Raw genomic sequence first — 22,290 nt, forward strand, 5'->3', positions numbered from 1 at the left:
GCTTAGCTTTTTTGCTGCTCATTTTCTACCTTTTCGAGCTTGAATATAGAGACTTCATAGGCAGTTCTTGTCTCAACTTCGCCAGTTTCTAATCTTTTCTGATAATCTCTACTCTGGACTCTTCCCCATACTTTTATATTATCACCTATTTGGAAGGTACTTGCATATTTTGCATTTCTACCCCACGCAATACAGGGAATATAATCTGATTTGCCATAAAGCCTGTTTACAGCCAGTAATATGTCAGTTATCTCTCTGCCCAATGGAGTTGTTCTATATTGAGGTTTTTTACATACATACCCATTTAGGAATATCTCATTTATATTTCTGGTTGGGTCAATGGTCTCTACATTTTTTATATCTCTTGCAAAAATAGTGAGAATAAGCCTATTACCAATATTTGAAGGATTATTATAAGACCTAAACTGGCCAATTACTTCTATAAGGCTTCCTTCATCAAGGTTTACGTTAATCAAAAGTCTCTCTGAAATTGTAACAAGCAATACATCCTTTTGCTGAGAAAGCCTTGGTACTTCAAGCTTAAATGTGAAAAATTTCTCACCAAAACTCTCATGGCTAAAATTAAGTGGAGTTGCTACCTTGCCACATAAGTAAACTCTATTATTATCTAAAGGATTTTGAGGCATAATTAATCTCATCCCTTCGTATTTTTTTAGCTTATTTTTATCCTATTCAAAAAGTTGCGTTTTTAGACTTTCAAATTAATTGAAACAAAACCTTCAATGTAGTAATAAGAGGATACACATACAAAAGTTCATAGTCTATTAAGGTATATACGCAATGTTCTGTTATTTCTTTCTCAATAACAAAATTTCCTTCAATATCTTCAACAGCTCTTTGAAAAAATAGATTAAAAGTTACTTTATTGTCGTGTCCATATTCTAAATGGGTAATGTTTACAGTGTTTTGTGGCGAAAAACCTATATCTATAATCTTTGAACTGATACCATTGAGATTTCTATTAGCTGTGTCATCTGAAAAAAGCAAAACCACTTGTTGTTTATTTAACACACTTGACAGCCCATCTAAAAGCTCATTTTGTAAGATAATTATTATATCACAAATCTTTGCAGTCTGCTCTGGACAATCTGAGTACAAAATGATATAATCAAAAAGCAATTTGAGTTGTGATACTAATAATACAAGGTTTTCTTTTTTATTACGGTTCTTTGCCAAATCTATCTCTAATATTTTTTTACCCTTTTTTTTGATAACATCAACAAAGTTATTTTTAAATAACTCTTTTAATTGCACACTGTTTGACAGTACATACACTCTTGTCATAACATTTCCTCGTTTAAAATGAAGTGTATATATTAGTGTGACCCGTGCGGTTTTAATTTATTTAACTGTATTTTCTAACTTTCTTTGTATACCTTGGTGATCAATATAATAGTTATTTTTGTATATTAATTCAGAAACTGTTACAAACTGGTATCCTCTTTTTGAAAGCTCACCTAATATCTTTGGAAGTGCATACTTTGTGTTCTTTGCGTTATTGTGAAATAAAATTATTGATCCACTCTTTACTTTCCTTAATACTCTTTGTGCTATATCATCTTCAGGCAAGTCTTTCCAATCAAGTGAATCAACATCCCATTGGATTACATAATAGCCTAAGGAAGTGAGGGTCTTGATTAGAGTATTGTTATAATCGCCATAGGGAGCTCTGAATACAACTGGTCTTTTGCCAATTAGCTTTGAAATCTTTTCTTCACAACTTTTTATGTCTTCTATAATAGCTGTTTCTGATAGTTTAGACATGTGTAAATGTTTGTCAGAGTGACTTCCAATCTCATGTCCCTCTTTGCAAATCTCAAGTACATCCTTCGGGTATCTCTCTACCCAAAAACCGACCAAGAAAAACGTAGCTTTTGCTTTATACTGTTTTAAAATTTTGAGAAGATCTTTTGTATCGTCATTACCCCAAGCAGCATCAAATGTAATTGCAATTTTATTATCATTTCTTGCAACACAATAGATGGGAAGAAGTTTTTTCTGGTTTATAACTTCTATTGCAACTTCTGAATAAATGTAAATACAACTTGCAAGAAACACTATAAGGATAAAATAAAATAACACTCTCACAATCCTTGAGATATTAATGACCTTTATCATCCTTCACTTTAAAATAATTTTTCTACAGTAAGTTTATGAAAGATAGGAAAACAATATGCAAAAGAGGAGAGCTCAATATTTCAATCTGAACTCTCCTCTTCTTCGCCTTTATTTCCTGTTTCATTTTCAAACTTGCTTATCACAGACTGAAGCTCGCTCTTTATCCTTTTTATTTCTTCTTTTAAACCTTGCAATGTCTTTTCATGCTCTTCAATCTCCTCAAGCAACGCTTTCTTTTTATTTTCTCCTTCTTCTATAGCCTTTGAAACAATACTCTCTGCCTTTTCCTGGGCAATAATCAGTAGCTCTGCAATTTTAATCTTTTGTTCATTTAATTTTGAAAATTCCTCTTCAAGCTTGCTAAGCTTCTTTTTCAATTCCTCATTTTCTTTTTGAAGTTCTACAATTGTCTCTTGTTTCTCTTTTATTTCCTTTTCGTATGTTTTCTCAAGGTTATTGAGATATTCAATTACAGAACTTGGCTTGAATCCTCTAAACGCTCTTGCAAATTTGTAGGTACTCATTTTCTTATGTATCCTCCATTTTACAATCCTTTTTTGATATTTTAACACAAAAAACAGCTCTTTGTACAACAAATTTGGTTACCACCCAAGTAGATCCTTCACAACCTCATAAGCCATTAAAAATCCGGCAACAGGTGGAACAAATGAAATACTGCCTGGCACATGAGCCTTTTGCGTCTTTTCCTTTAAAAACTTGTAATCAGGCTTGAGAGGTTTCTCTTCGGAGTAGACCACTTTTAGTTTTTTTATTCCTTCCTTTCTCAGTATACTTCTTATCTTTTTAGCAAGTGGACAGTTTTTTGTAGAGTAGATATCAGAAATTCTCAGTAAAGATGGATTTAACCTATTCCCCATGCCCATACTACTGATAATTTTTATCTCTCTTGAAATTGCAAATTTAATTAATGCAATCTTTGCAGAGACATCATCAATTGCATCAACTATGTAATCTATCTTTGTATTGCCAAGTAACTTTTCAACATTTTCTGGATTAATTTCTTTCGGAATTTTCAACACATTTACAAAAGGATTTATATCTAAAGCTCTTTCATATGCAATATCAACCTTTGATTTACCTATATTTGATATAGTAGCTATTAATTGTCTATTTAAATTTGAAACTGAAACCTTATCCTTGTCGAGTATCACAAAATTTTGTATTCCGCATCTTACAAGTGCTTCAAAAGCAAAGCTTCCAACTCCACCAAGACCACATACAGCAATGTTTACGTTTGACAATTTCTTAAGTCCATCCTCCCCTATTAGCATCATTGTCCTTTGAAATATATCCACTGTATCCACTTCAACTCTCCTTTCAAATTCAAAAATGAGAATTAAGATAAAAATAAAAGACCCATTTAAATTCATGGGCCTTTGTACACTTTCTTTTCATTTTGTTCAGGAACTCCACCATGCCGTCCTCAGGGAGTTTCCCAGACCCTGCCTCAGCAGGTGGGTATCCTGCCAATAGCTTTGCATTACTTCCTGTTTGTCACCCAAACAAAATCTTGGGTGGGAAGCCTATGCGCCACTATTGGACTCTGGATTCCCTTTTATGATGGTGTTGGCCTGGAACTTCACCATCTTGTAACGCACACGGCAGAGTTCCTTTTTGGGCTACTTTCTTTTCTAATTTAAATATATCACAGATTCTTCGACTTTTCAACATGGTGATTTTTGCTACTTGAGTATCTCTGACACCTGTCACCCCACGTAGCAACTAAGTTATTATTGTTGTAAAATTCTACTACTTCACAGTTATTAGAACACCCTTTGCATTCAAATCCCCTTGTTTCAAACTTACTGTTGTTGATACAATCAAACCCTTTAAAGTTACTTATAAGCCCCTTTGTCTTCTCCTTTGCTAAAAGGGCTATACCTATTGCTCCCATGACATTAAAATACTGAGGAACAACAATCTCTTTTTGCAAAACCTGTTCAAACGCCTTTTTCATTGCGATGTTTGCAGCAACTCCACCTTGAAATATAATAGGCTCTTCAATTGTCTTACCTTTTGCAACGTTTGAGATATAATTTCTTGCAAGCGCTAAACAAAGTCCAAAAAGGATATCTTCGGAAAGATGTCCAAGCTGTTGTTTGTGAATCATGTCAGATTCTGCAAACACAGCACACCTTCCCGCAATCCTCACAGGATTTTTAGATTTTATTGCTATCTCTCCAAGCCTTTCTATAGGAATGTTTAGCCTCTCTGCTTGCCTATCCAAAAATGAACCTGTCCCTGCAGCACAGATAGTGTTCATTGCAAAGTCAACTACAATTTCGTTTTTTATCAAAATTATCTTTGAGTCCTGTCCACCTATCTCAATTACTGTTCTCACATTTGGAATAAAGTGAATTGCTGCCTTTGCATGTGCTGTAATCTCATTTTTTACAGTATCTGCTCCAACCATTATTGCAGCAAGATTACGACCAGATCCTGTTGCCCCAACTCCTGAGATTTTTAACCTCTCCCCATACTTCTGATAAAGCTGTGCAAGCACTTTTTGCAAAACTTCAATTGGTCTGCCCTCTGTTCTTACATATATACTTTCTACAATGTTGTTATTCTCGTTAAGCAATACCACGTTTGTACTAACAGAGCCTATATCAATTCCAAGAAAGCAGTTTAGCTTGTCCACTTTTTTCACTCCTTGACTCGATTAAATCTAAAAAGGCCTCTAAACGCGTTTTTAGCCCCACATCACTTTCCATTTCATCTACAACAATGTGCAATAGAGGCACTCTAAATTCATTTCTGAGATCGGCCAATATAGACTTTGCTACAATCTCTGGCATACATGTGAGAGGAAAGACATGAACAATACCGGCAAAATGCTTACTTTCAAACCATTTCGCGTAGGCAATTGTCTCTCTTGCATGACCACCAATCATATTCTTCATTATGTCTTTTGAATGTCTTTTCACAACTATGTCTCTTTTTCTTAGCAATGGATATATCAAATGATTGTCGATCCAGTATGAAATATATAAATTTCTCTCCACCTCATATCCCATCTCACCAATTATTTTTTCAATATTGAGATTTGCAAAGTCATCTATAATAGTATATATCTCTCCTACAATTCCAATCTTTTTTACATTCTCATCTACTACATACACATTATCTAAAAGTACAGTAGTTGCTTCTGTTAACTTTTTCATCTGTTCAATACCTTTTGTTTTCAAAGCCTCAATTCTAAATCGATTATATATCCTATCAACATTTCCTTTTACCATTTCCCTGGGTCTTAGAAAATGCACTCTTTTTTCAATCCTGTCAATCATCTTTGCCAAACTATAGATTTTAGGCAAAATACCAATTAAGTTTTTTTGGGCAAAAACCTTCCCTGCTTCAGATAAAAAATTTTCAATTCCATAATGAAGTGGTTCAATTACAATCATTTGGACGTCAAATCCAGCGTCTTTTAAAATCTCCTTTTGAAGTGCACCATAGTATCCAAACCTGCACGGACCACATCCACCAAACATCACAATTGTATCAGCACCCATTTCAATTGCCTGAACAAAGTTTCCTATGTTGAGCTTAAATGGCATACATATAAATTCAGGTGAGTAGTTTTTCCCAATCTCCAAAGTCTTTCTGTTATTCAGTGGCGGGACAATGACTTCAAATCCAAGCTCTTCAAAAAGTGGTTTTGCAATCATATAGAGATTACCCATGTGTGGAAATGTAATCTTCATTCTCTCTCCTCCATCCAATCATGTCAATAAAAGCTTCTATTCTTGTCTGAATTCCGACGTTGGCAGAGTGTTCATCTAAGGTAATACAAAGATAAGGCAAATTCAATATCTTGCAACTTCTCCTAATTACCTCTTCTAAAATGGAATCCATTCCACAGCCAAATGTCATAAGATATACAACACCGTCAAGTTTTAAATTTTTCTGAGCCCAATAAAAATATTCATAAATGTTTTGAGCAGTTGACCAAAAGAAAGGTTTTGGTAAGTCAAGTGAAACGTCTTTGTCTGAGATGTGGTGGTATAAAGGATAGATTGGGTTATAGCCACTTGATTCTATAATTTGCAGAATATCTTTGTTGAGATTATTGTCAAAGATGACATAACTGTGTCCTAAGACTAAAATATTCTTTTTGTCTTTTACGGTTGGCGGCAAATATTCTAAAAGTTTATTATTAGTAAAGCCTTCTACAATCTTTTTCAATTGTCTTTTATCATTTGTAAAATGTTTGCCCAGTTCTACTAAAAAATCATTTACATAAGACATCCCATTTCTTAAGTTTAGTTCTGGTGAGATTATCCTCATGTTAGTATAATGTGTTTTTACTAAGTCAGGAATTCCAATAATTTTCGGACATGAATATGTTCTATACCTAAGTGAGGTCAGCCTTGGCAGTAAAATAGCATCGACTTTTTGGTATTTTGCTAAGTATTCAACGTGACCAATGAACACCTTTGCGGGCATACAAATCTCTTCTATACTATTTTGTACTCCAAACTCTACCATCTCGTTTGTTGTAGGCCCAGAGAAGATTACTTCTGACTCATCGGATATTTTTGAGAGAAAATTAGCCAAAAATTTTTCCATTCCGATATAACAAAAGCTATTTGGAATTCCTATTTTCATGTTTCTCTTCTCCTTTTTAATCTTCTATTTCTAATCGACTATTTACATATTATCCCCATATTCACCTTAGAAAATACAAAAAAATAAGGGACTGCCCCAAAAGATGAACTGACAGCCCCTTACCTTCAATATTTAGAGGTTTATTCACTTTTTCTGCATTGTAGGTTATGGTTTTAAATATTTAGAATTATGTCATTAGACAACCTCTTGTAAAAGTCGCATACATTGTTTATAATGCATTCTCTGCACTTGGGTTTTCTTGCTTTGCATGTAGCCCTTCCATGATAAACCATAAGATTGCTAAATATAGTGTACATGTCAAATGGAACTATTTTTCTCAGTTCAAACTCTATCTTATCAGGGTCTTTACTTTTCACAAAACCAATTCTGTTTGAAAGTCTCATACAATGTGTGTCAACTATTATGGAAGGTACTCCAAAGATGTTTGCCATTATGACATTTGCTGTTTTTCTTCCCACACCCTTCAGCTTTGTTAACGCTTCAATGCTATCTGGCAAAACGCCATTGTACTTTTCTATGAGAATCTTTGCTGTTTCTTTTATACTCTTTGCTTTGTTTTTATAAAACCCAACAGGTTTTATATCTCTTTCCAATTCTTCTAAATTAGCATTTGCAAAGTGTTCAAGCGTAGGATACTTTTTGAAAAGCTTAGGCGTTATCTTATTTACACGTTCATCAGTACTCTGGGCTGCTAAAATTGTTGCTATTAAAAGCTCATATGGTTTATCATAATCTAAGGTACACTTTGGCTCTGGGTAGATCTCTAAAAGTTTTTCTATTACGTATATTGCCTTTTGTGTTTTTGTAATCTTTGTTCACTCCCTATTTGTTTTTTAGATATTTAAAAATGACCAAAAAAGGAGGAGATTTAAAGATGATTATCAGGAAGGCTACAATCACTGACATACCACAAATTTTATCAATTTATAACTACGAAGTTTTAAACTCATCCTCAACATTTGATACTCAGCCAAAATCTACCGAGGACTTTTTAAAACTCTTTGACCTACACAGTTTTAAATACCCAATTTATGTAGTTGAAGATAGTTCAAAATTTATAATTGGTTATGGTTGTCTATCACCTTTTTCTGATAAAGAGGGATATTCTATTACTGTAGAAGATTCTATATATATCCACCATCTTCACAGAGGAAAAGGTATTGGCAAAATGCTTTTAAAATTTTTGATTGAAAATGGAAGAGAAAATGGATTTAAAAATATTATTGCCAAAATCTGTGCTGAAAATCAACCAAGTCTTAACTTACACAAATCCTTAGGATTTGTTGAGGTTGGGAAACTATATAATGTAGGTTATAAATTTGGCAGATATTTAGATGTTGTCATTTTGCAACTAAATCTCTGAATTTGCTTAACACAAGCTTTGAGTTTTCAAAGAGCCACTTGACTTCATTTACCTTTAAAAGATAAATCACAACTGAATATGAAATTACTCCACAAAATATTTGGATTGCTAAATTTATTGTTCGTGTTAAAAACAAATGAGGTGTTGTTATATATACAAATTTCTTTGCAAGAATAATAGCTATTAACATACACACTGATGCAAAAATTGCTTTTAAAAGGACAATTAACGAACTTTTTAAACCTATTTTCCCTACTCTCTTAATTAAGCTCCTTAAAAGTAAAAATACCGACACATATGCCACAATACTTGTCCCAAGAGCTAAACCTCTGTGCTGTAAAAACTTCACAAGAATTACATTTAAAATAATGTTAACAGCAACAGCAAATATCCCGTTTTTCATAGGTGTCAACGTATCTTGGATTGAATAAAATGTCCTGCTAAGTATATCTCTTACTGCATACCCTAAATACCCTAAGGAGAAAAACATAAGTGCGCCACTTGTGAGATATGTAGACTTTTTATTAAACGCTCCTCTTTCGTAGACAACTTGGACTATTTCATTGCTAAGAATAAAAACTCCAAATGTAATTGGAATCATTATCAAAATTAGAGAGTTAATTGACAGTATCAAATACTTTTTGAACTCTTCCTGTTGATTACTTGAAAAAAACCGTGAGAGATAAGGGTAAATAACTGCTGAAATTGAAGCACTAAAGATGCCATAAACTAAGCCGTTGAGTTTATCAGCATAGTTTAATGCTGAAATACTTCCTTCTTGCAAATATGAAGCTAAATACCTATCCACAAAAGAGTTTAATGATATTACAGACGAACCAATGAAAACTGGCAAGACAAGTTTAAACATCTTTTGTAGATATTCATCGTTTATATTAAAATCAAGTTCCCATTTAAAGCCTTTTTTCTTGGCAAATGGTATTTGAAATATCACCATTGAAAGATATCCTAAAACAAAGGCAATTGCAACAGCGTATATATCGAACAAATCTTTGAGGAAAGCAGAAAGAATGATTATTGCATTAAAGGGAAGTCCCACCAATACTGGAATAACAAAATTTTCATTTGATTGTAGAAAACCTTGGAATATATAATTAGCTCCTAAAAAGATTATATAAAAGAAAGTAATCCTCATAAGCTGTGAAGTAAGCTGCTTTTTTGGCAAATCAAAACCCTTAAATATTATGTCAACTATAAAAGGTGAAAAAATAAAGCCAATAATTGCAATAAAAAAAGCAGAAGCAACAATTAAAAAAAGGGCTTTATTTACAAACCTATTTGCTCTTTGTCTTCCTTCTTTTACTACTATTTCATTGTAAATTGGTATAAATGTTGTTGAAAACGAGGCCAATATACTTGCAAAAAAAACGCCCGGCAACAGCTGGGCAGCAATTAGTGAATCCAATTTATAGCTTGTTCCGTAAAACGCCCCTAACACAACCTCACGAAAAAATCCAAATAACTTTGACAATATTGTTGCCATTACCACCAAAAAGGTTGCTTTTGTAATCCTTTTTGTATTATCAGACATACAAGACCGCCTTTCTTACTTTTATATGAACTTGTCCAATTTCTTTTCTTTGAGCATCTCAACAATCTTTTTCACATCCTGAGCTCTGTTTTTTGCACAAACCAAAACAGCATCCTCTGTCTCTGCAATAATAACGTCTGAAACATTGATGGTAGCAATAAGTCTATTATTCCCGTAAATTATACAGTCGCGTGTATCTATACCAACATGCAACGCCTTGATAATGTTTCCGTCCTCATCTGGTGGAAAGATTGCACCCAATGAGTCCCATGAACCCACATCATTCCAACCAAAATCCCCAGGTACAACAACAACCTCATCGGCTCTTTCCATTATACCATAGTCAATTGAGATATCCTGCAAACTTGGATATATCTCACTTACATATTTGAATTCCTCTTCTGACCATAGGTATTCATATATAGAGTAAAATTTATTGTATATCCTTGGCAAAAATCTGTTAAAATTCTGGATAATTGTGTCAAGCTTCCATATAAACATACCACTGTTCCACAGATAGTTACCACTCTTTATATAAGATTTTGCCTTGTCAAATGATGGTTTTTCCACAAATTCCAAAACCTCATATGCTTTTTTGTCATACTTGTCCTGCGAGTCTTTATCAAACTTGATATATCCATATCCCGTTGAAGGGAATGTTGGATTAATTCCAATTGTTATTAGTTTATCAGTCTTTTCTGCAATCTCAATACAGGTATTTAAAACCTCCGCAAATCCGTCATTGTCCTTTATATAGTGGTCAGAAGGGAATACACACATAATTCCATCTTCATGTAACTTTTTAATTTTCAGTGCTGCATATAAAATACATGCAGCTGTATTTCTGCCTATTGGCTCATAGATGATATTGTCCCTATCAACCTCGCTATCTAAAACCTTTTCTATCATCTCTTTCTGGTTTATATTTGTTACAATAAATATATTTTTCTTTGGAATTACCCTAGATATTCTATCAATAGTCTCATTTATTAATATGTCATTTCCAGAGAGGTTTAAAAACTGCTTAGGTGACGAACTCCTTGATAAAGGCCAGAACCTTGTGCCACCACCACCTGCCATAACTACTGCAAATTTCTGCATTTTTAAACCCCTCCTTCAAGCAAAATAAGATAAACTTTAACATTTATATTATACAATATTTTTCAGGTTTTAAAACAGAAAAGATCCAAAGTCTTAAAAAACTTAACTACTTTCTTCTCTGTTCTAAACTCTTGAATATATCAGTCCAGTCCAAATCAAAATATGAAAGTAGTACACTCAAATGATAGATGAGGTCTGAAACTTCATATATAACCTCTTCCTTTGACCCATTCTTAGCAGCTATTACTACCTCTGTAGTCTCTTCGCCAACTTTTTTGAGAATTTTGTCAAGGCCTTTTTCGAACAAATAACAGGTGTATGAACCTTCAACTTTATTTTTCTTTCTGTCATTTATTGTTTCAATCAGTTTAAAAAGAATATCAACTTTACTTTTCTTGTCTTCTCCAAAAATGTTTGTAAAAAAACAGGTTTTATTTCCAGTATGACATGCCACACCTGTTTGCTCAACAATTGCTAATATAGCATCGCCATCACAATCAAGATACAACGCCTTTACTTTCTGAAAATTTCCAGATGTCTCGCCTTTTTTCCATATTTTATTTCTACTTCTGCTAAAATAGTGCATATATCCTGTCTCAATTGTAAGGTTTATACTCTCTTCATTCATGTAAGCTAACATCAAAATTTCATTTGTATTGAAATCTTGGACAATCACAGGAATAAGTCCGTTCTTGTCAAATTTGAGTGCTGATAAATCCAACATCTTATGTTCTCACCTCAATATTATGATTTTTCAAAAATCGCTTCAGATCACTAATTAAAATCTCACCAAAATGAAAAATTGACGCAGCCAGTGCTGCCTCAGCACCTACTTTGAAAACTTCTAAAAAGTCCTGAGGTCTGCCAGCACCTCCTGAAGCAATAACAGGAATATTAACAGCTGAGCACACAGCTTCTGTTAACTCTAAATCATAGCCAGCTTTTGTTCCATCTCTGTCCATTGAAGTCAAAAGGATTTCACCAGCTCCTCTTTTTTCCACTTCTTTCGCCCATTTTATAGCATCAAGACCTGTATCAATCCTGCCCCCGTTTATATACACATGAAAACCATCTTTGTGTCTCTTTGCATCTATTGCAACAACAATACACTGAGAACCGAAGATTTTTGCAGATTCATTTATCAAATCAGGATTTTTCACAGCTGCTGAGTTTATTGAAACTTTATCAGCACCTGCTAACAGTAAATTTCGGATATCTTCTATATTCCTTATACCTCCTCCTACTGTAAAAGGAATGAATACTCTTTCTGCAACCTTTTTTACAACATCAATCATTATCTTCCTTTCTTCATGTGAGGCTGTAATGTCCAAAAATACAAGCTCATCTGCACCAAGCTGGTTATATTTTTGGGCACATTCAACAGGATCTCCAGCCTCAACAAGGTTTATAAAATTTATGCCTTTCACAACTCTTCCTCTATTAACATCAAGACAAGGAATAATTCTCTTTGCAACCATAAGCCATCTTCTCCTTTTTTGCTTTTCAAACTAAATTGATTATCTCATTTAGCTTAACGTGCCCTGTGTAAAGAGCCTTGCCTATAATTACACCATCAACACCTATACCTTTTAATTTTAAAATATCATCCTTGGAAGAAATTCCACCTGAAGATATTAAAAATCCATCAAATAAACTTCGAATATATTTTGCAGCTTCAAAGTTGTGACCTTTTAACATTCCGTCAGTTTTTATGTCAGTATATATAAGTTTTTGAAAACCCAACTTTTTAATATGCAAAATCCCTTCTTCTATTGAAATTTGAGTTGCTTCTTGCCAGCCAGAAAGCTTTACAAATCCATCTTCAAAGTCAAGTGACGCTATAAACTTTTCATTCCCAAACTTTTTTAGAGCATCTTTTACAAACTCAGGATTTTTAAAGATAATAGAACCCAAAATGATATAGTCAATTCCTGCCAAAAGGTAATCATTTATTGTCTTTTTATCTCTTATACCTCCACCACATTCTATAGTCAAACTTGTACCTTCTTTTATTCTCTTTATTACTTCAAAATTAACTGGACTCCCTTTCTTTGCACCGCCTAAATCAATTACATGAAGGTAACGCGCGCCCTCTTTTTCAAAGTACCTTGCCTGCTCAACAGGATCTGAATTGTATTCATGGATTTTATTGTAATCTCCTTGGGTAAGTCTTACACACTTACCATCAATTATGTCTATTGCAGGTATTACAATCATATCAATCCCCCAAAATTTCTTAAGATTTCAAGCCCAACCTCACCACTTTTTTCTGGATGAAATTGTGTCGCAAGGATATTTCCTTTTTCAATAGAAGAGTCAAACTCTATTCCATGTTCACATGTAGATGAGACTATCTCTTTGTCCTTGTTGTCAACATAGTATGAGTGAACAAAGTAAACATACTGTCCATCTAACCCTTTTAAAAGTTTTGAGCTATTTTTCACTTTTATCTTATTCCACCCCATATGAGGAATCTTAATAGTGTCCTTTTTAGGAAACCTTTTTACACTGCCTTTTAAAACCTTTAGCCCTTCACAATTTCCCTCTTCACTGAATTCATAAAGAAGTTGATACCCCAAGCATATCCCAAGGAAAATAGCATCATTTAGCTTTCTTTTCAGAATACCAACCAAGTCAAGCTTTTCAAGGTTCTTATAAGCTACATCAAACGCACCTACTCCAGGCAATACGATTGCTTCACACATTTCTACTTCATCTTTGTTTGAAGTGACAATAGGACTAAATCCCAAGTATTCAAAAGCCTTTTGTACACTCCTCAAATTACCCATTCCATAGTCTACAATGCAAATCCTTTTCAAATTCACAGCACTCCTTTTGAGGAAGGTATTTTGTCATCAACAATTGTACAAGCATCTTTTAAAACTCTGCCAAACGCTTTGAAAATTGCCTCACAAATGTGATGATCGTTCTCACCTGATATTTTCTTTATGTGAAGAGTTACTTTGGCAGAAGAGACAAACGCTCTGAAAAATTCAACCACCATTTGGGATGTCATCTCACCAATTTTTGGTAACCTAAAATCTACATCAAAAGCTAAATAAGGCCTTCCAGAGATATCAATAGCAACCATAACAAGCGCTTCATCCATTGGCAAGATTATATGAGAATATCTTTTTATGCCTCTCTTGTCCGAAACGGCTTTTAAAAATGCCTGCCCTAACACTATCCCCACATCTTCAATTGTGTGATGGTCGTCAATATAAAGGTCACCTTTTGCTTCAAGCTGAATGTTAAATTTGCCATGATGGGAAAATAGCTGTAGCATATGGTCAAAAAAACCTATCCCTGTTGAAATTTTATAATCTCCATCGCCGTCAATGTTCAAAACTATCCTGATTTCTGTCTCTTTAGTTTTTCTTTGGACTTCAGCAATGCGCGGGTTCATGGTTATTTACCTCTCTTGTAACTGATAAGGTTTTCTAATATTATATCATTATCTTTAGGTTTGCCCAATGTAATTCTGAGAAGCTTTTTGTTCCCCATGTTAAACTTTTTGACAAGAATCTTTTTTTCCTTCAAATAGTCAAAAATGGAGTCAGCTTCCTCATCTACTATTGATATAAAATTTGCCTGGGATGGCAAAATAAAGTAAAATTCTTGTAAGCTTCTCGTCATCCTTAGCCTTTCACTTTTTATAAGCTCAATGTTATCTTTTAGTTTGTTAAAATTTTCTAAGACTGTTATTGCAATTTGTTGTGTCAAGGTATTTACATTATAAGGTGGTTTGACTTTATGTAAATTTTCAATAATCTTCTCATTTGCAATCCCATACCCACATCTTATTCCTGCAAATCCTATTTTAGAAAATGTCTTTAACAGTATCACATTTTTATTTTTGAGAACTAAATCAAGATAATCAATATCACAGTATTCACCATACGCATTGTCAATTACAATTAGTCTTTCTGGAAAAGACTCTGCAATCAGCTTGACTTTTTCATATTCCAATGCTATACCTGTTGGGTTGTTTGGTGTATCAATGAAAACTACTTTAATTTTGTCATTTTGACCTATCTTTTTAATAACCTTTTCGACATCGATTTCCCAATTTTGTGTAATATCTATAAAACTATGGTTTACATCAAATAGCTCAGCTGTAATTTTGTACATTGTAAAGGACGGATAGAGTGTGAAGATAAAATCATCCTTTTCACAAGCGGCTTGGATAATGAGTTGAATAAGCTGGTCTGAGCCGTTTCCGATTATAAAGTTTTCTTTTTCAAGACCGTAGAACTTTGCAAGTTCTTCTTTTAAAGGCTGCGAATTTATCTCCGGATAAAAACACAAACTTTTAATATGTTCTTGCAAAGCATAATTTATAAGAACTTTTAGATCTTCAGGATAGTCCAAGAGGTTTTCATTTGCATCAGCTTTTACAAGATGCTCAAAAATTGGGGTTGAGTAATTAGAAAATGAATCTAATTTTGCTCTAAACATCTTCTAACCTCACTTTCAAAGAGTTTGCGTGAAATAAAAACCTTTCTTTTTCTGCAATTTCAATTGCAAATGGTGCATCCTTTAAAAATTGTTCTTTCGAATATTTTATCAAACTAATTCTCTTGACAAAATCATAAACGCCAAGAGGCGAGAAAAATCGAGCAGTACCAGATGTAGGCAGCACATGATTTGGTCCTGCGATATAGTCACCAATTGGTTCCGGTGAAAATTCTCCAACAAAGATTGCACCTGCATTCTTTATTTTAAAGATTAAATCTTCTGGATTTTTGCAGCAAAGCTCAAGATGCTCAGGACAAATTCTATTTGCAATCTCAACCGCATCATCTAAATCCTCAACTATTATTATTACACCATTTCTTTCAATAGACTGAGCAGCTATTTGGTTTGGATTTGCTTTTAACATCTCATCTACTTTTTTATTTACCTCAAGGGCGAGGTCTTGAGAAGTTGTTATTAAAATACTTCTTGCCATTGTGTCATGCTCTGCCTGAGATAGCAAATCTGCTGCCACATATTTGGGGTTTGCAAAGCTGTCTGCAATAATCAAAACCTCACTCGGACCTGCAATGGAGTCAATGTCCACATTTCCAAACAAAATTTTTTTAGCAATAGCAACATAAATATTTCCTGGTCCAACAATTTTATCTACTTTTGGAATCAACTCTGTCCCAAAAGCAAGTGCAGCAATTGCTTGCGCTCCTCCAACTTTAAAAATTTTATTTACTCCACATATTTTGGCAGCTGCCAAGGTATATTTATTTATCTTCTTCTCTTTGTCTGGAGGAGTCACCATAATTATTTCCTTTACACCTGCTACCTTTGCAGGTATAGAATTCATCAAAACGGTTGAAGGGTATGAACCATTACCACCTGGTACATAAATTCCAACTCTTTCTAATGGCCGTACTATCTGACCTAAAATTGTATCATCTTTAGTAAAAATCCAAGTCTCTTCTTTTTGTTTTAAGTGATATTGATAGATATTTTCATAAGTCAATTTTAAAGCTTGCACAAATTTCTCATCCTCTTTTTGGCATTCAAAAAAAGCTCTATCAATTTCTTCCTCTTTTACAATTAAATCCTCAAGATCAAATTCTTTACAGTCAAAAAGTCTTGTATAACCCAAAACAGCTTCATCTTTTTTTAATTTCACGTCTGCAATTATTTTTTTAACTTTGTCTTCTATCTCCTCAACAGCCTGATAACCAATAGAATTTAAATTGCTTAAAAATTGTTCTAATTCTTTATTATCTTTTAATATCTTCACTGCAATATCATCCTTTCTAAACAATTTACAACTCCTTCTATTTCACTCTTTAATTTAAGACTTGCTCTGTTTATAATCAAACGCGCACTTATATCATAGAGCTTTTCATACACCTCAAGTCCATTTTCTCTGAGAGTTCTCCCACTCTCAACAATGTCCACTATCATGTCAGAAAGTCCCAAAATAGGAGCAAGCTCTACAGAACCATTGAGCTTTATTATCTGCACATCTTCGCCAAGGACATTTTCAAAATATTCTTTTGTTATATTAGGAAACTTTGTAGCTATTATCTTTTCTGACTTTTTTAAAAGCTCTTCTCTCAAGCCTTTTGGACCTGCTAATGCAATAAAGCACTTTCCAATTTTCAGATCTAAGAGCTCATATACCTTTTTGTTTACCTCAAGTAAAACATCTTTGCCTACAATTCCCATGTCAGCAATTCCATATTCTACATATGTGGGAACATCAAAGGGTTTTACCATTAAAAATCGAAGATTACCACGTGGGTCCTCAAGTACAAGTTTCCTTGTCTCTTGAGAGATATCGATGGAAATAAGAGAAGATCTTTGAAACAACTCTGTTACCTCTTCGGTTAATCTTCCTTTTGGCAATGCTATTGTTATCATTTCTGATCCTCCACATCATATCTTTTTATTCCCTCTTCATCAATATAGTAAAATTCACCTATTTTGAGTTCTTTGCTTATATTGAAAGCTTGTTGAATATCAATTGGATTGCTACAAAAATAAACCTCTTTTTCAAGCCTCAAAAGTTTTTCAATTGCAATCTCAAAAAATCCTTCTTTATAAAATAAAGCAGCTTTGTAAAGGTTAACTTCTGTCTCACTGCTTCTCATCATCCAGTTTAAAATTCTGTCCACTCCCAATGCAAACCCAATAGCATACAATTTCTTACCAAATATTTCACATAAGTTGTCATACCTTCCACCATTCAAAACTGGATACCCTAATTTAGGAAGATAGCCAGAAAATATTATTCCTGTGTAATAGTTTAAATGTTTTACCATTCCAAAGTCAATTGAAATGTATTTTTCATACCCCAGGTTAGTCAGTTTATCAAATATTTCCTTTAACCTTTCTATCGCTGCTTTTGAAATTTCATTCTTAGCAAATTTATAAGCGTCGTCTATTTTATCTTTTTTGCCATAAAGTCGAGTAAGGTTTCTAAAAACATCTATTACTTTCTCTGAAATTCCTTTCTTTATTAAGAAATTTTCGATTCCAATATAATCTTTTTTATCTACCAACTTACACAAAATTTCTGCTGAAGCATCGTCTATTTCGTAGTCAGTTGCTATTCCTTTAAAAAAGTTGACCTCTCCAATATCAATTGTGAAATTGTCAACTCCAAGCTGCAAAAGACTTTCAATTGCCAAAATCAAAATTTCTAAATCTATGTAATAACTGTCTGATGTATGAAAGTTTTCAACCCCAGCTTGGTAAAACTCTCTTAGGTCTCCAGCCTCCTGTTGCAGAAACTGAAAGGCTCTTCCAAAGTAGCAGTATTTAATGGGATAAATTTCCCCTCCATTTTTAGCTCCAATCTCTGCTACTTTTGGTGTAAATTCACTTCTTAGAGATATAATTGTTCCATCACTGTCCATAAATTTTATTGAATTTTGCCCATTTAAACTTCTTGATTTTTCATATTCTTCAAACATAGACGGTTCTATTAGTTGATAGCCAAATTTTTTAAATAAATACAATGTCTTTCTTCGTATTTCTTCTAACAGCTCACTTGTCAAAGGATAGTAATCCACAAATTTTTTACTCATTTTTCTTCCCTTCTTTGCTTTATCATGATGAAGTGATGAATAAATATCACGATATATTATATTACAAAAGCCGAAAAAAAGCAACAAAAAAGTGGAGCCAAAAATGGCCCCACTTTTGTATTCAGAGTAGTTTTTTACCTCTGAGCTGTTTTTCAACAGCTATGAACAAGGGTAGTCCTAAAATATACGTTGCAATTGCCTCACCGGTTCCGATGGAAATTACAGTAAATAGATATCTCAAAATAGGGTTCAAGCTTTTTAACCACTCTATTTTCAAGCTGTTTATAAAATAGTACCAAATATAACTCGAAACTACTATAGCATTCACAATTATTGTCGGCAAGGGTAAAAATGCTCTTTTCTTAATTTTAGTTGTTATTATAGCAGCAATCAAAGTAGCCAAAGATCCAAATATAACATCATATATTCCAGTTATGCTCATTACCATTCCATAAAGATTTGCTAAAAAGCAGCCTACAAAAAGTCCAATAGTTGCGGATACTGGCATCAGAGCAGGAAGAAGAGTCAAAGCCTCAGAAATTCTTACTTGTATGGGTCCGTAAGATATCGCAGGTAAAAATGAGGTCAAAACAAAATAAAGTGCAGCAATCAATGCTGCCCTTGCAATAACCAGAAGGTTAATTTTTTTCATCAATTTGGCTCCTCCTACTTTGTCTCCCAATCGTGCTTGTGCATTCCTGTTATTTTATAAACCACCCATTCAGCTATATTGGTTGAGTGGTCTGCTATCCTCTCTAAATATTTTATAACAAGTAAAAATTGTATACACTGTGAAATAGCATCTGAATTTTCTTTCATTATCTGTTCTAATTCATCTATTAAACTTTGATACATCTGGTCTACTACGTCATCTCTTTTCACAACAGATTTTGCAAGATCTATATCAGAATTTACGTAAGAATCAAGCGCATCTTTTAACATAGAACGAGTAATATCTGCCATCTTTGGAATATCAATAAGAGGCTTTATATACGATTCTTTTGCTAATTTAATTGTTATTTGGGAAATATCTTCTGCATGGTCCGCAATTCTCTCAATGTCTGTGGCAATCCTCATAGCAGTGATTATAAGCCTCAGGTCGCTTGCAAGAGGCTGCTGAGTTGCAATTACGATAGCACACTTTTTCTCTATCTCTTCAGTAAGAGTATCAATCTTGTCATCATTTTCAATAATCTTTTGCGCAAGATCAATATCTTTAGTCTTTAAGGCATGTATTGCTTTGTCAATTGCCTCCTCAGCCATTGCCCCCATCTTCAGGATATCTAAGTGTAACTCTTTTAGTTCATTTTCAAATGTTGGTCTTGTCATCTTTTAAAAATCACCTCGCACTTATTATTATCCGAATCTGCCTGTTATATAATCCTCAGTTCTCTTATCCTTTGGTGTGTTAAAAATAGTAATTGTCCTATCATATTCGATAAGTTCACCATTTAGGAAAAATCCTGTCCAGTCAGATATTCTTGCCGCTTGTTGCATATTGTGAGTGACTATTACAATTGTATAATTTTTCTTGAGTTCCTCTAACAGCTCTTCTATTTTTAAAGTGGAAATTGGGTCAAGTGCAGAAGTTGGTTCATCAAGTAAAATGACCTCAGGTTCCACTGCCAAAACTCTTGCAATACACAGTCTTTGCTGCTGACCTCCAGATAATGAAAACGCACTTTTTTTTAGCCTATCTTTTACCTCTTCCCAAAGGTATGCTTTTCTTAAACTTCTTTCTACAATCTCATCAAGTATCTCTTTTTTCTTAATCCCATGTATTCTTGGCCCATACGCTATATTGTCATATATACTCATTGGGAAAGGATTTGGCTTTTGAAATACCATTCCAATCTTTTTTCTGAGGCTTATAACATCAATGTCTTTATAAATATCCTTGTTTTCAAAATAGACCTTACCTTCTATTCTCACATTTTCAATAAGGTCATTCATGCGGTTAAGAGTTCTCAAAAATGTAGATTTTCCACAACCAGATGGACCAATTAAGGCGGTAATGGATTTTTCATTTATCTTTATGTTTATATTTTTAAGAGCATGGTTGTCACCGTAATATAAATTTAAATCTTTTGTCTCTATAATAGCCATGTTTAAACAACCTCTCCCTACCCATTTTGATACTACAATTAATTGATTATACACTCATGATTTTAAATTTTTATTTAATGTATGTTAAAACTGTGTTAAATATTATATAATATTCTTTGTGCAATGTAAAAACTTTTTATAAGATTCTTCCCATTGAAGCACAGACGCCTTTTTTATTAAAATGGACTTTGTGACAAAACTTTAAAAAGGGGTTGTAGAAGAATGTGGAGTATTATCCCAAAAGAAAATCAATTTTTTGTTCTCCTGAACAATGCAATTGAAAATGCTTATCAATCAGCAGTAATGTTAAATCAACTCATTAATAATCTTTCAAATATGAGTAAATACCTTGCAGAGCTCGAAAAAGCTGAGAATAGAGGCGATGATATTACACATCAGGTAATTGAACTTCTCAACAGAACTTTCATTACCCCTCTTGACAGAGAGGATTTGTTTGCAATCATAAAAGAAATTGACAACATTGTTGATGCACTTGAGACGGTAGCACACAGATTCGAAATTTACAATGTTAACCAAATAAAGCCTGAAGCTAAGATTCTTTCTGAAATGATAATTAATTGCACAAAAGAGTTAAAAAGTGTTGTGGAAAACCTAAAAGATTTGAAAAACACAAAATCAATTAAAGAAAAGATAATCGAGGTCAATAGAATTGAGGATGAGGGTGATATTGTCTATAGGAATGCAATAAAGAAATTGTTTTCAGAAAACAGGGACAAGCCTATTGAGGTCATCATCTGGAAAGAAATATTTGGATTTTTAGAAGATACCTTAGATGCCTGTGAAGATGTTGCAAATGTAATAGAAGGAGTCATGACAAAAAATGCATAGTATTCCACTAAATCTTCTTTTAATAATCATCCTGGCTTTGACTTTTGATTTTATAAACGGGTTTCATGATACGGCAAACGCCATTGCAACATCTGTTTCAACACGTGTTTTGACACCAAGAACTGCAATACTTATGTCAGCAGTTTTTAACTTCTTTGGTGCAATGATTAACACAGAGGTTGCAAAAACTATAGGCCATGGAATAGTGGACCCAAAGTTTGTAACAGAATACCTCGTGCTTGCGGCTGTTATCGCAGCAATTGTTTGGGATTTACTTACCTGGTGGTGGGGAATACCTTCCTCTTCATCACATGCAATAATAGGTGGTCTGATTGGCGCTGCAATTGTTACTACAAAGTCACTTTCTGATATAAACTGGATAGGATTTGTTAAAAAAATAGTACTGCCACTCATTATCTCGCCTGTGTTGGGTTTTGTTTTTGGATACTTGTTTATGATGATTCTTTACATAGTATTTGCTAAGGTTCATCCTAATATTGTAAATAAATATTTTTCAAAACTACAAATACTCTCTGCAATGTGGATGGCATATAGTCACGGTTCAAATGATGCTCAAAAATCAATGGGAATAATTACAATGGCACTTGTGAGCGCAGGGATTTTAAATAACTTTGTTGTACCTGATTGGGTAAAATTCGCTTGCGCACTTGCAATGGCACTTGGTACTTCTTTTGGTGGCTGGAGAATAATAAAGACGATGGGTATTAAGATAATAAAGTTAGCACCCATCAATGGCTTTGCTGCGGAGACAGGAGCAGCACTTACAATTCAGTTTGCAACCCATATTGGTGCACCTGTCTCAACAACACATGTAATTTCATCTTCAATTATGGGAGTTGGTGCATGTAAAAAATTCTCAGCAGTAAGATGGGGAATTGCAAAAAATATTGTGATTGCTTGGATTTTGACAATCCCTATGTGCAGTTTAATTGGCGGAGTGATTGCATGGGTTATTAATCTAATTGTTTAAC

General features: G+C 33.7%; 26 protein-coding genes and 1 other RNA gene. 3 read left to right on the forward strand and 24 right to left on the reverse strand.

Annotated elements, in window-relative coordinates; genetic code table 11:
• Positions 1-2: 2 nt before the first annotated feature.
• The 10 genes from H964_RS02420 to nth form a co-directional block, all read right to left on the reverse strand.
• Positions 3-647: a single-stranded DNA-binding protein gene (locus tag H964_RS02420; RefSeq protein WP_039764358.1), complete on the reverse strand. Its 645-nt coding sequence runs from the start codon at positions 645-647 to the stop codon at positions 3-5.
• Positions 648-717: 70 nt separating this feature from the next.
• Entirely contained in the window at positions 718-1,305 is a 588-nt protein-coding gene (locus H964_RS02425; protein ID WP_039764360.1) for a hypothetical protein, read from the reverse strand.
• A 57-nt stretch (positions 1,306-1,362) separates the two neighbouring features.
• Positions 1,363-2,139, reverse strand: coding sequence for a polysaccharide deacetylase family protein (locus H964_RS02430; RefSeq protein ID WP_039764362.1), 777 nt, complete (start codon positions 2,137-2,139; stop codon positions 1,363-1,365).
• Between the two features lie 80 nt (positions 2,140-2,219).
• The gene (locus H964_RS02435) at positions 2,220-2,663 is read right to left on the reverse strand and encodes a DivIVA domain-containing protein (protein ID WP_039764612.1); all 444 of its coding nucleotides are present in this window, start codon (positions 2,661-2,663) and stop codon (positions 2,220-2,222) included.
• A gap of 78 nt (positions 2,664-2,741) precedes the next feature.
• Positions 2,742-3,434, reverse strand: coding sequence for a tRNA threonylcarbamoyladenosine dehydratase (locus H964_RS02440; protein WP_039764614.1), 693 nt, complete (start codon positions 3,432-3,434; stop codon positions 2,742-2,744).
• Positions 3,435-3,562: 128 nt separating this feature from the next.
• Positions 3,563-3,771, reverse strand: a non-coding RNA gene (gene ssrS / locus H964_RS12060) — 6S RNA.
• Between the two features lie 34 nt (positions 3,772-3,805).
• Positions 3,806-4,801: an acyl-CoA dehydratase activase gene (locus H964_RS02445; RefSeq protein WP_039764363.1), complete on the reverse strand. Its 996-nt coding sequence runs from the start codon at positions 4,799-4,801 to the stop codon at positions 3,806-3,808.
• Complete coding sequence (locus H964_RS02450) at positions 4,770-5,864, reverse strand: acyl-CoA dehydratase activase-related protein (protein WP_039764364.1); 1,095 nt, start codon at positions 5,862-5,864, stop codon at positions 4,770-4,772. Before H964_RS02450 ends, H964_RS02445 begins: the two co-directional genes overlap by 32 nt.
• Complete coding sequence (locus H964_RS02455) at positions 5,836-6,768, reverse strand: acyl-CoA dehydratase activase-related protein (RefSeq protein WP_039764365.1); 933 nt, start codon at positions 6,766-6,768, stop codon at positions 5,836-5,838. Before H964_RS02455 ends, H964_RS02450 begins: the two co-directional genes overlap by 29 nt.
• Before the next feature lie 173 nt (positions 6,769-6,941).
• Entirely contained in the window at positions 6,942-7,598 is a 657-nt protein-coding gene (gene nth, locus H964_RS02460; RefSeq protein WP_039764366.1) for an endonuclease III, read from the reverse strand.
• Positions 7,599-7,663: 65 nt separating this feature from the next.
• Here nth and H964_RS02465 point away from each other — a divergent pair, with 65 nt between their 5' ends.
• Positions 7,664-8,152, forward strand: coding sequence for a GNAT family N-acetyltransferase (locus H964_RS02465; RefSeq protein WP_039764367.1), 489 nt, complete (start codon positions 7,664-7,666; stop codon positions 8,150-8,152).
• On the opposite strand, the gene murJ is transcribed toward H964_RS02465, so the two are convergent.
• The 14 genes from murJ to pstB all read right to left on the reverse strand — a co-directional run bounded on the left by murJ (position 8,130) and on the right by pstB (position 20,449).
• Positions 8,130-9,701 (reverse strand): murein biosynthesis integral membrane protein MurJ, encoded by a 1,572-nt coding sequence (gene murJ / locus H964_RS02470; protein ID WP_039764368.1) that lies wholly within the window; start codon positions 9,699-9,701, stop codon positions 8,130-8,132. The genes H964_RS02465 and murJ overlap by 23 nt on opposite strands.
• A 21-nt stretch (positions 9,702-9,722) precedes the next feature.
• A complete protein-coding gene (locus H964_RS02475) occupies positions 9,723-10,802 on the reverse strand; it encodes a mannose-1-phosphate guanylyltransferase (protein WP_039764370.1) in 1,080 nt (359 codons plus the stop codon).
• A 106-nt stretch (positions 10,803-10,908) separates the two neighbouring features.
• On the reverse strand, positions 10,909-11,526 hold the full coding sequence (gene hisIE, locus H964_RS02480; RefSeq protein ID WP_039764372.1) for a bifunctional phosphoribosyl-AMP cyclohydrolase/phosphoribosyl-ATP diphosphatase HisIE: 618 nt from the start codon (positions 11,524-11,526) through the stop codon (positions 10,909-10,911).
• A gap of 1 nt (position 11,527) precedes the next feature.
• Positions 11,528-12,280 (reverse strand): imidazole glycerol phosphate synthase subunit HisF, encoded by a 753-nt coding sequence (gene hisF, locus H964_RS02485; protein WP_039764375.1) that lies wholly within the window; start codon positions 12,278-12,280, stop codon positions 11,528-11,530.
• Between the two features lie 25 nt (positions 12,281-12,305).
• Complete coding sequence (hisA, locus tag H964_RS02490; RefSeq protein WP_039764376.1) at positions 12,306-13,019, reverse strand: 1-(5-phosphoribosyl)-5-[(5-phosphoribosylamino)methylideneamino]imidazole-4-carboxamide isomerase; 714 nt, start codon at positions 13,017-13,019, stop codon at positions 12,306-12,308.
• Positions 13,016-13,621, reverse strand: coding sequence for an imidazole glycerol phosphate synthase subunit HisH (gene hisH / locus H964_RS02495; RefSeq protein ID WP_039764377.1), 606 nt, complete (start codon positions 13,619-13,621; stop codon positions 13,016-13,018). Before hisH ends, hisA begins: the two co-directional genes overlap by 4 nt.
• 2 nt (positions 13,622-13,623) lie before the next feature.
• Entirely contained in the window at positions 13,624-14,208 is a 585-nt protein-coding gene (gene hisB, locus H964_RS02500) for an imidazoleglycerol-phosphate dehydratase HisB (RefSeq protein ID WP_039764378.1), read from the reverse strand.
• A 2-nt stretch (positions 14,209-14,210) separates the two neighbouring features.
• Complete coding sequence (gene hisC, locus H964_RS02505; RefSeq protein ID WP_039764379.1) at positions 14,211-15,260, reverse strand: histidinol-phosphate transaminase; 1,050 nt, start codon at positions 15,258-15,260, stop codon at positions 14,211-14,213.
• Positions 15,253-16,548, reverse strand: coding sequence for a histidinol dehydrogenase (gene hisD / locus H964_RS02510; protein WP_039764616.1), 1,296 nt, complete (start codon positions 16,546-16,548; stop codon positions 15,253-15,255). Before hisD ends, hisC begins: the two co-directional genes overlap by 8 nt.
• Positions 16,545-17,174 (reverse strand): ATP phosphoribosyltransferase, encoded by a 630-nt coding sequence (gene hisG / locus H964_RS02515; protein ID WP_039764381.1) that lies wholly within the window; start codon positions 17,172-17,174, stop codon positions 16,545-16,547. Before hisG ends, hisD begins: the two co-directional genes overlap by 4 nt.
• On the reverse strand, positions 17,171-18,343 hold the full coding sequence (locus H964_RS02520; protein WP_039764619.1) for an ATP phosphoribosyltransferase regulatory subunit: 1,173 nt from the start codon (positions 18,341-18,343) through the stop codon (positions 17,171-17,173). Before H964_RS02520 ends, hisG begins: the two co-directional genes overlap by 4 nt.
• 121 nt (positions 18,344-18,464) lie before the next feature.
• Complete coding sequence (locus H964_RS02525) at positions 18,465-18,995, reverse strand: QueT transporter family protein (protein WP_039764382.1); 531 nt, start codon at positions 18,993-18,995, stop codon at positions 18,465-18,467.
• A 14-nt stretch (positions 18,996-19,009) separates the two neighbouring features.
• Positions 19,010-19,672: a phosphate signaling complex protein PhoU gene (gene phoU, locus H964_RS02530; protein ID WP_039764383.1), complete on the reverse strand. Its 663-nt coding sequence runs from the start codon at positions 19,670-19,672 to the stop codon at positions 19,010-19,012.
• A 27-nt stretch (positions 19,673-19,699) separates the two neighbouring features.
• Positions 19,700-20,449 (reverse strand): phosphate ABC transporter ATP-binding protein PstB, encoded by a 750-nt coding sequence (pstB, locus tag H964_RS02535; protein WP_039764384.1) that lies wholly within the window; start codon positions 20,447-20,449, stop codon positions 19,700-19,702.
• Between the two features lie 222 nt (positions 20,450-20,671).
• On the opposite strand from pstB, the gene H964_RS02540 reads away from it, so the two are divergent.
• Positions 20,672-21,298, forward strand: coding sequence for a DUF47 domain-containing protein (locus tag H964_RS02540; protein ID WP_039764385.1), 627 nt, complete (start codon positions 20,672-20,674; stop codon positions 21,296-21,298).
• A complete protein-coding gene (locus H964_RS02545; protein WP_039764386.1) occupies positions 21,291-22,289 on the forward strand; it encodes an inorganic phosphate transporter in 999 nt (332 codons plus the stop codon). The genes H964_RS02540 and H964_RS02545 overlap by 8 nt, the downstream gene beginning before the upstream one ends.
• The last annotated feature ends 1 nt before the right edge of the window (position 22,290 follow it).

Source organism: Caldicellulosiruptor sp. F32 (assembly GCF_000404025.1).
Classification (GTDB): Bacteria; Bacillota; Thermoanaerobacteria; order Caldicellulosiruptorales; family Caldicellulosiruptoraceae; genus Caldicellulosiruptor; species Caldicellulosiruptor saccharolyticus.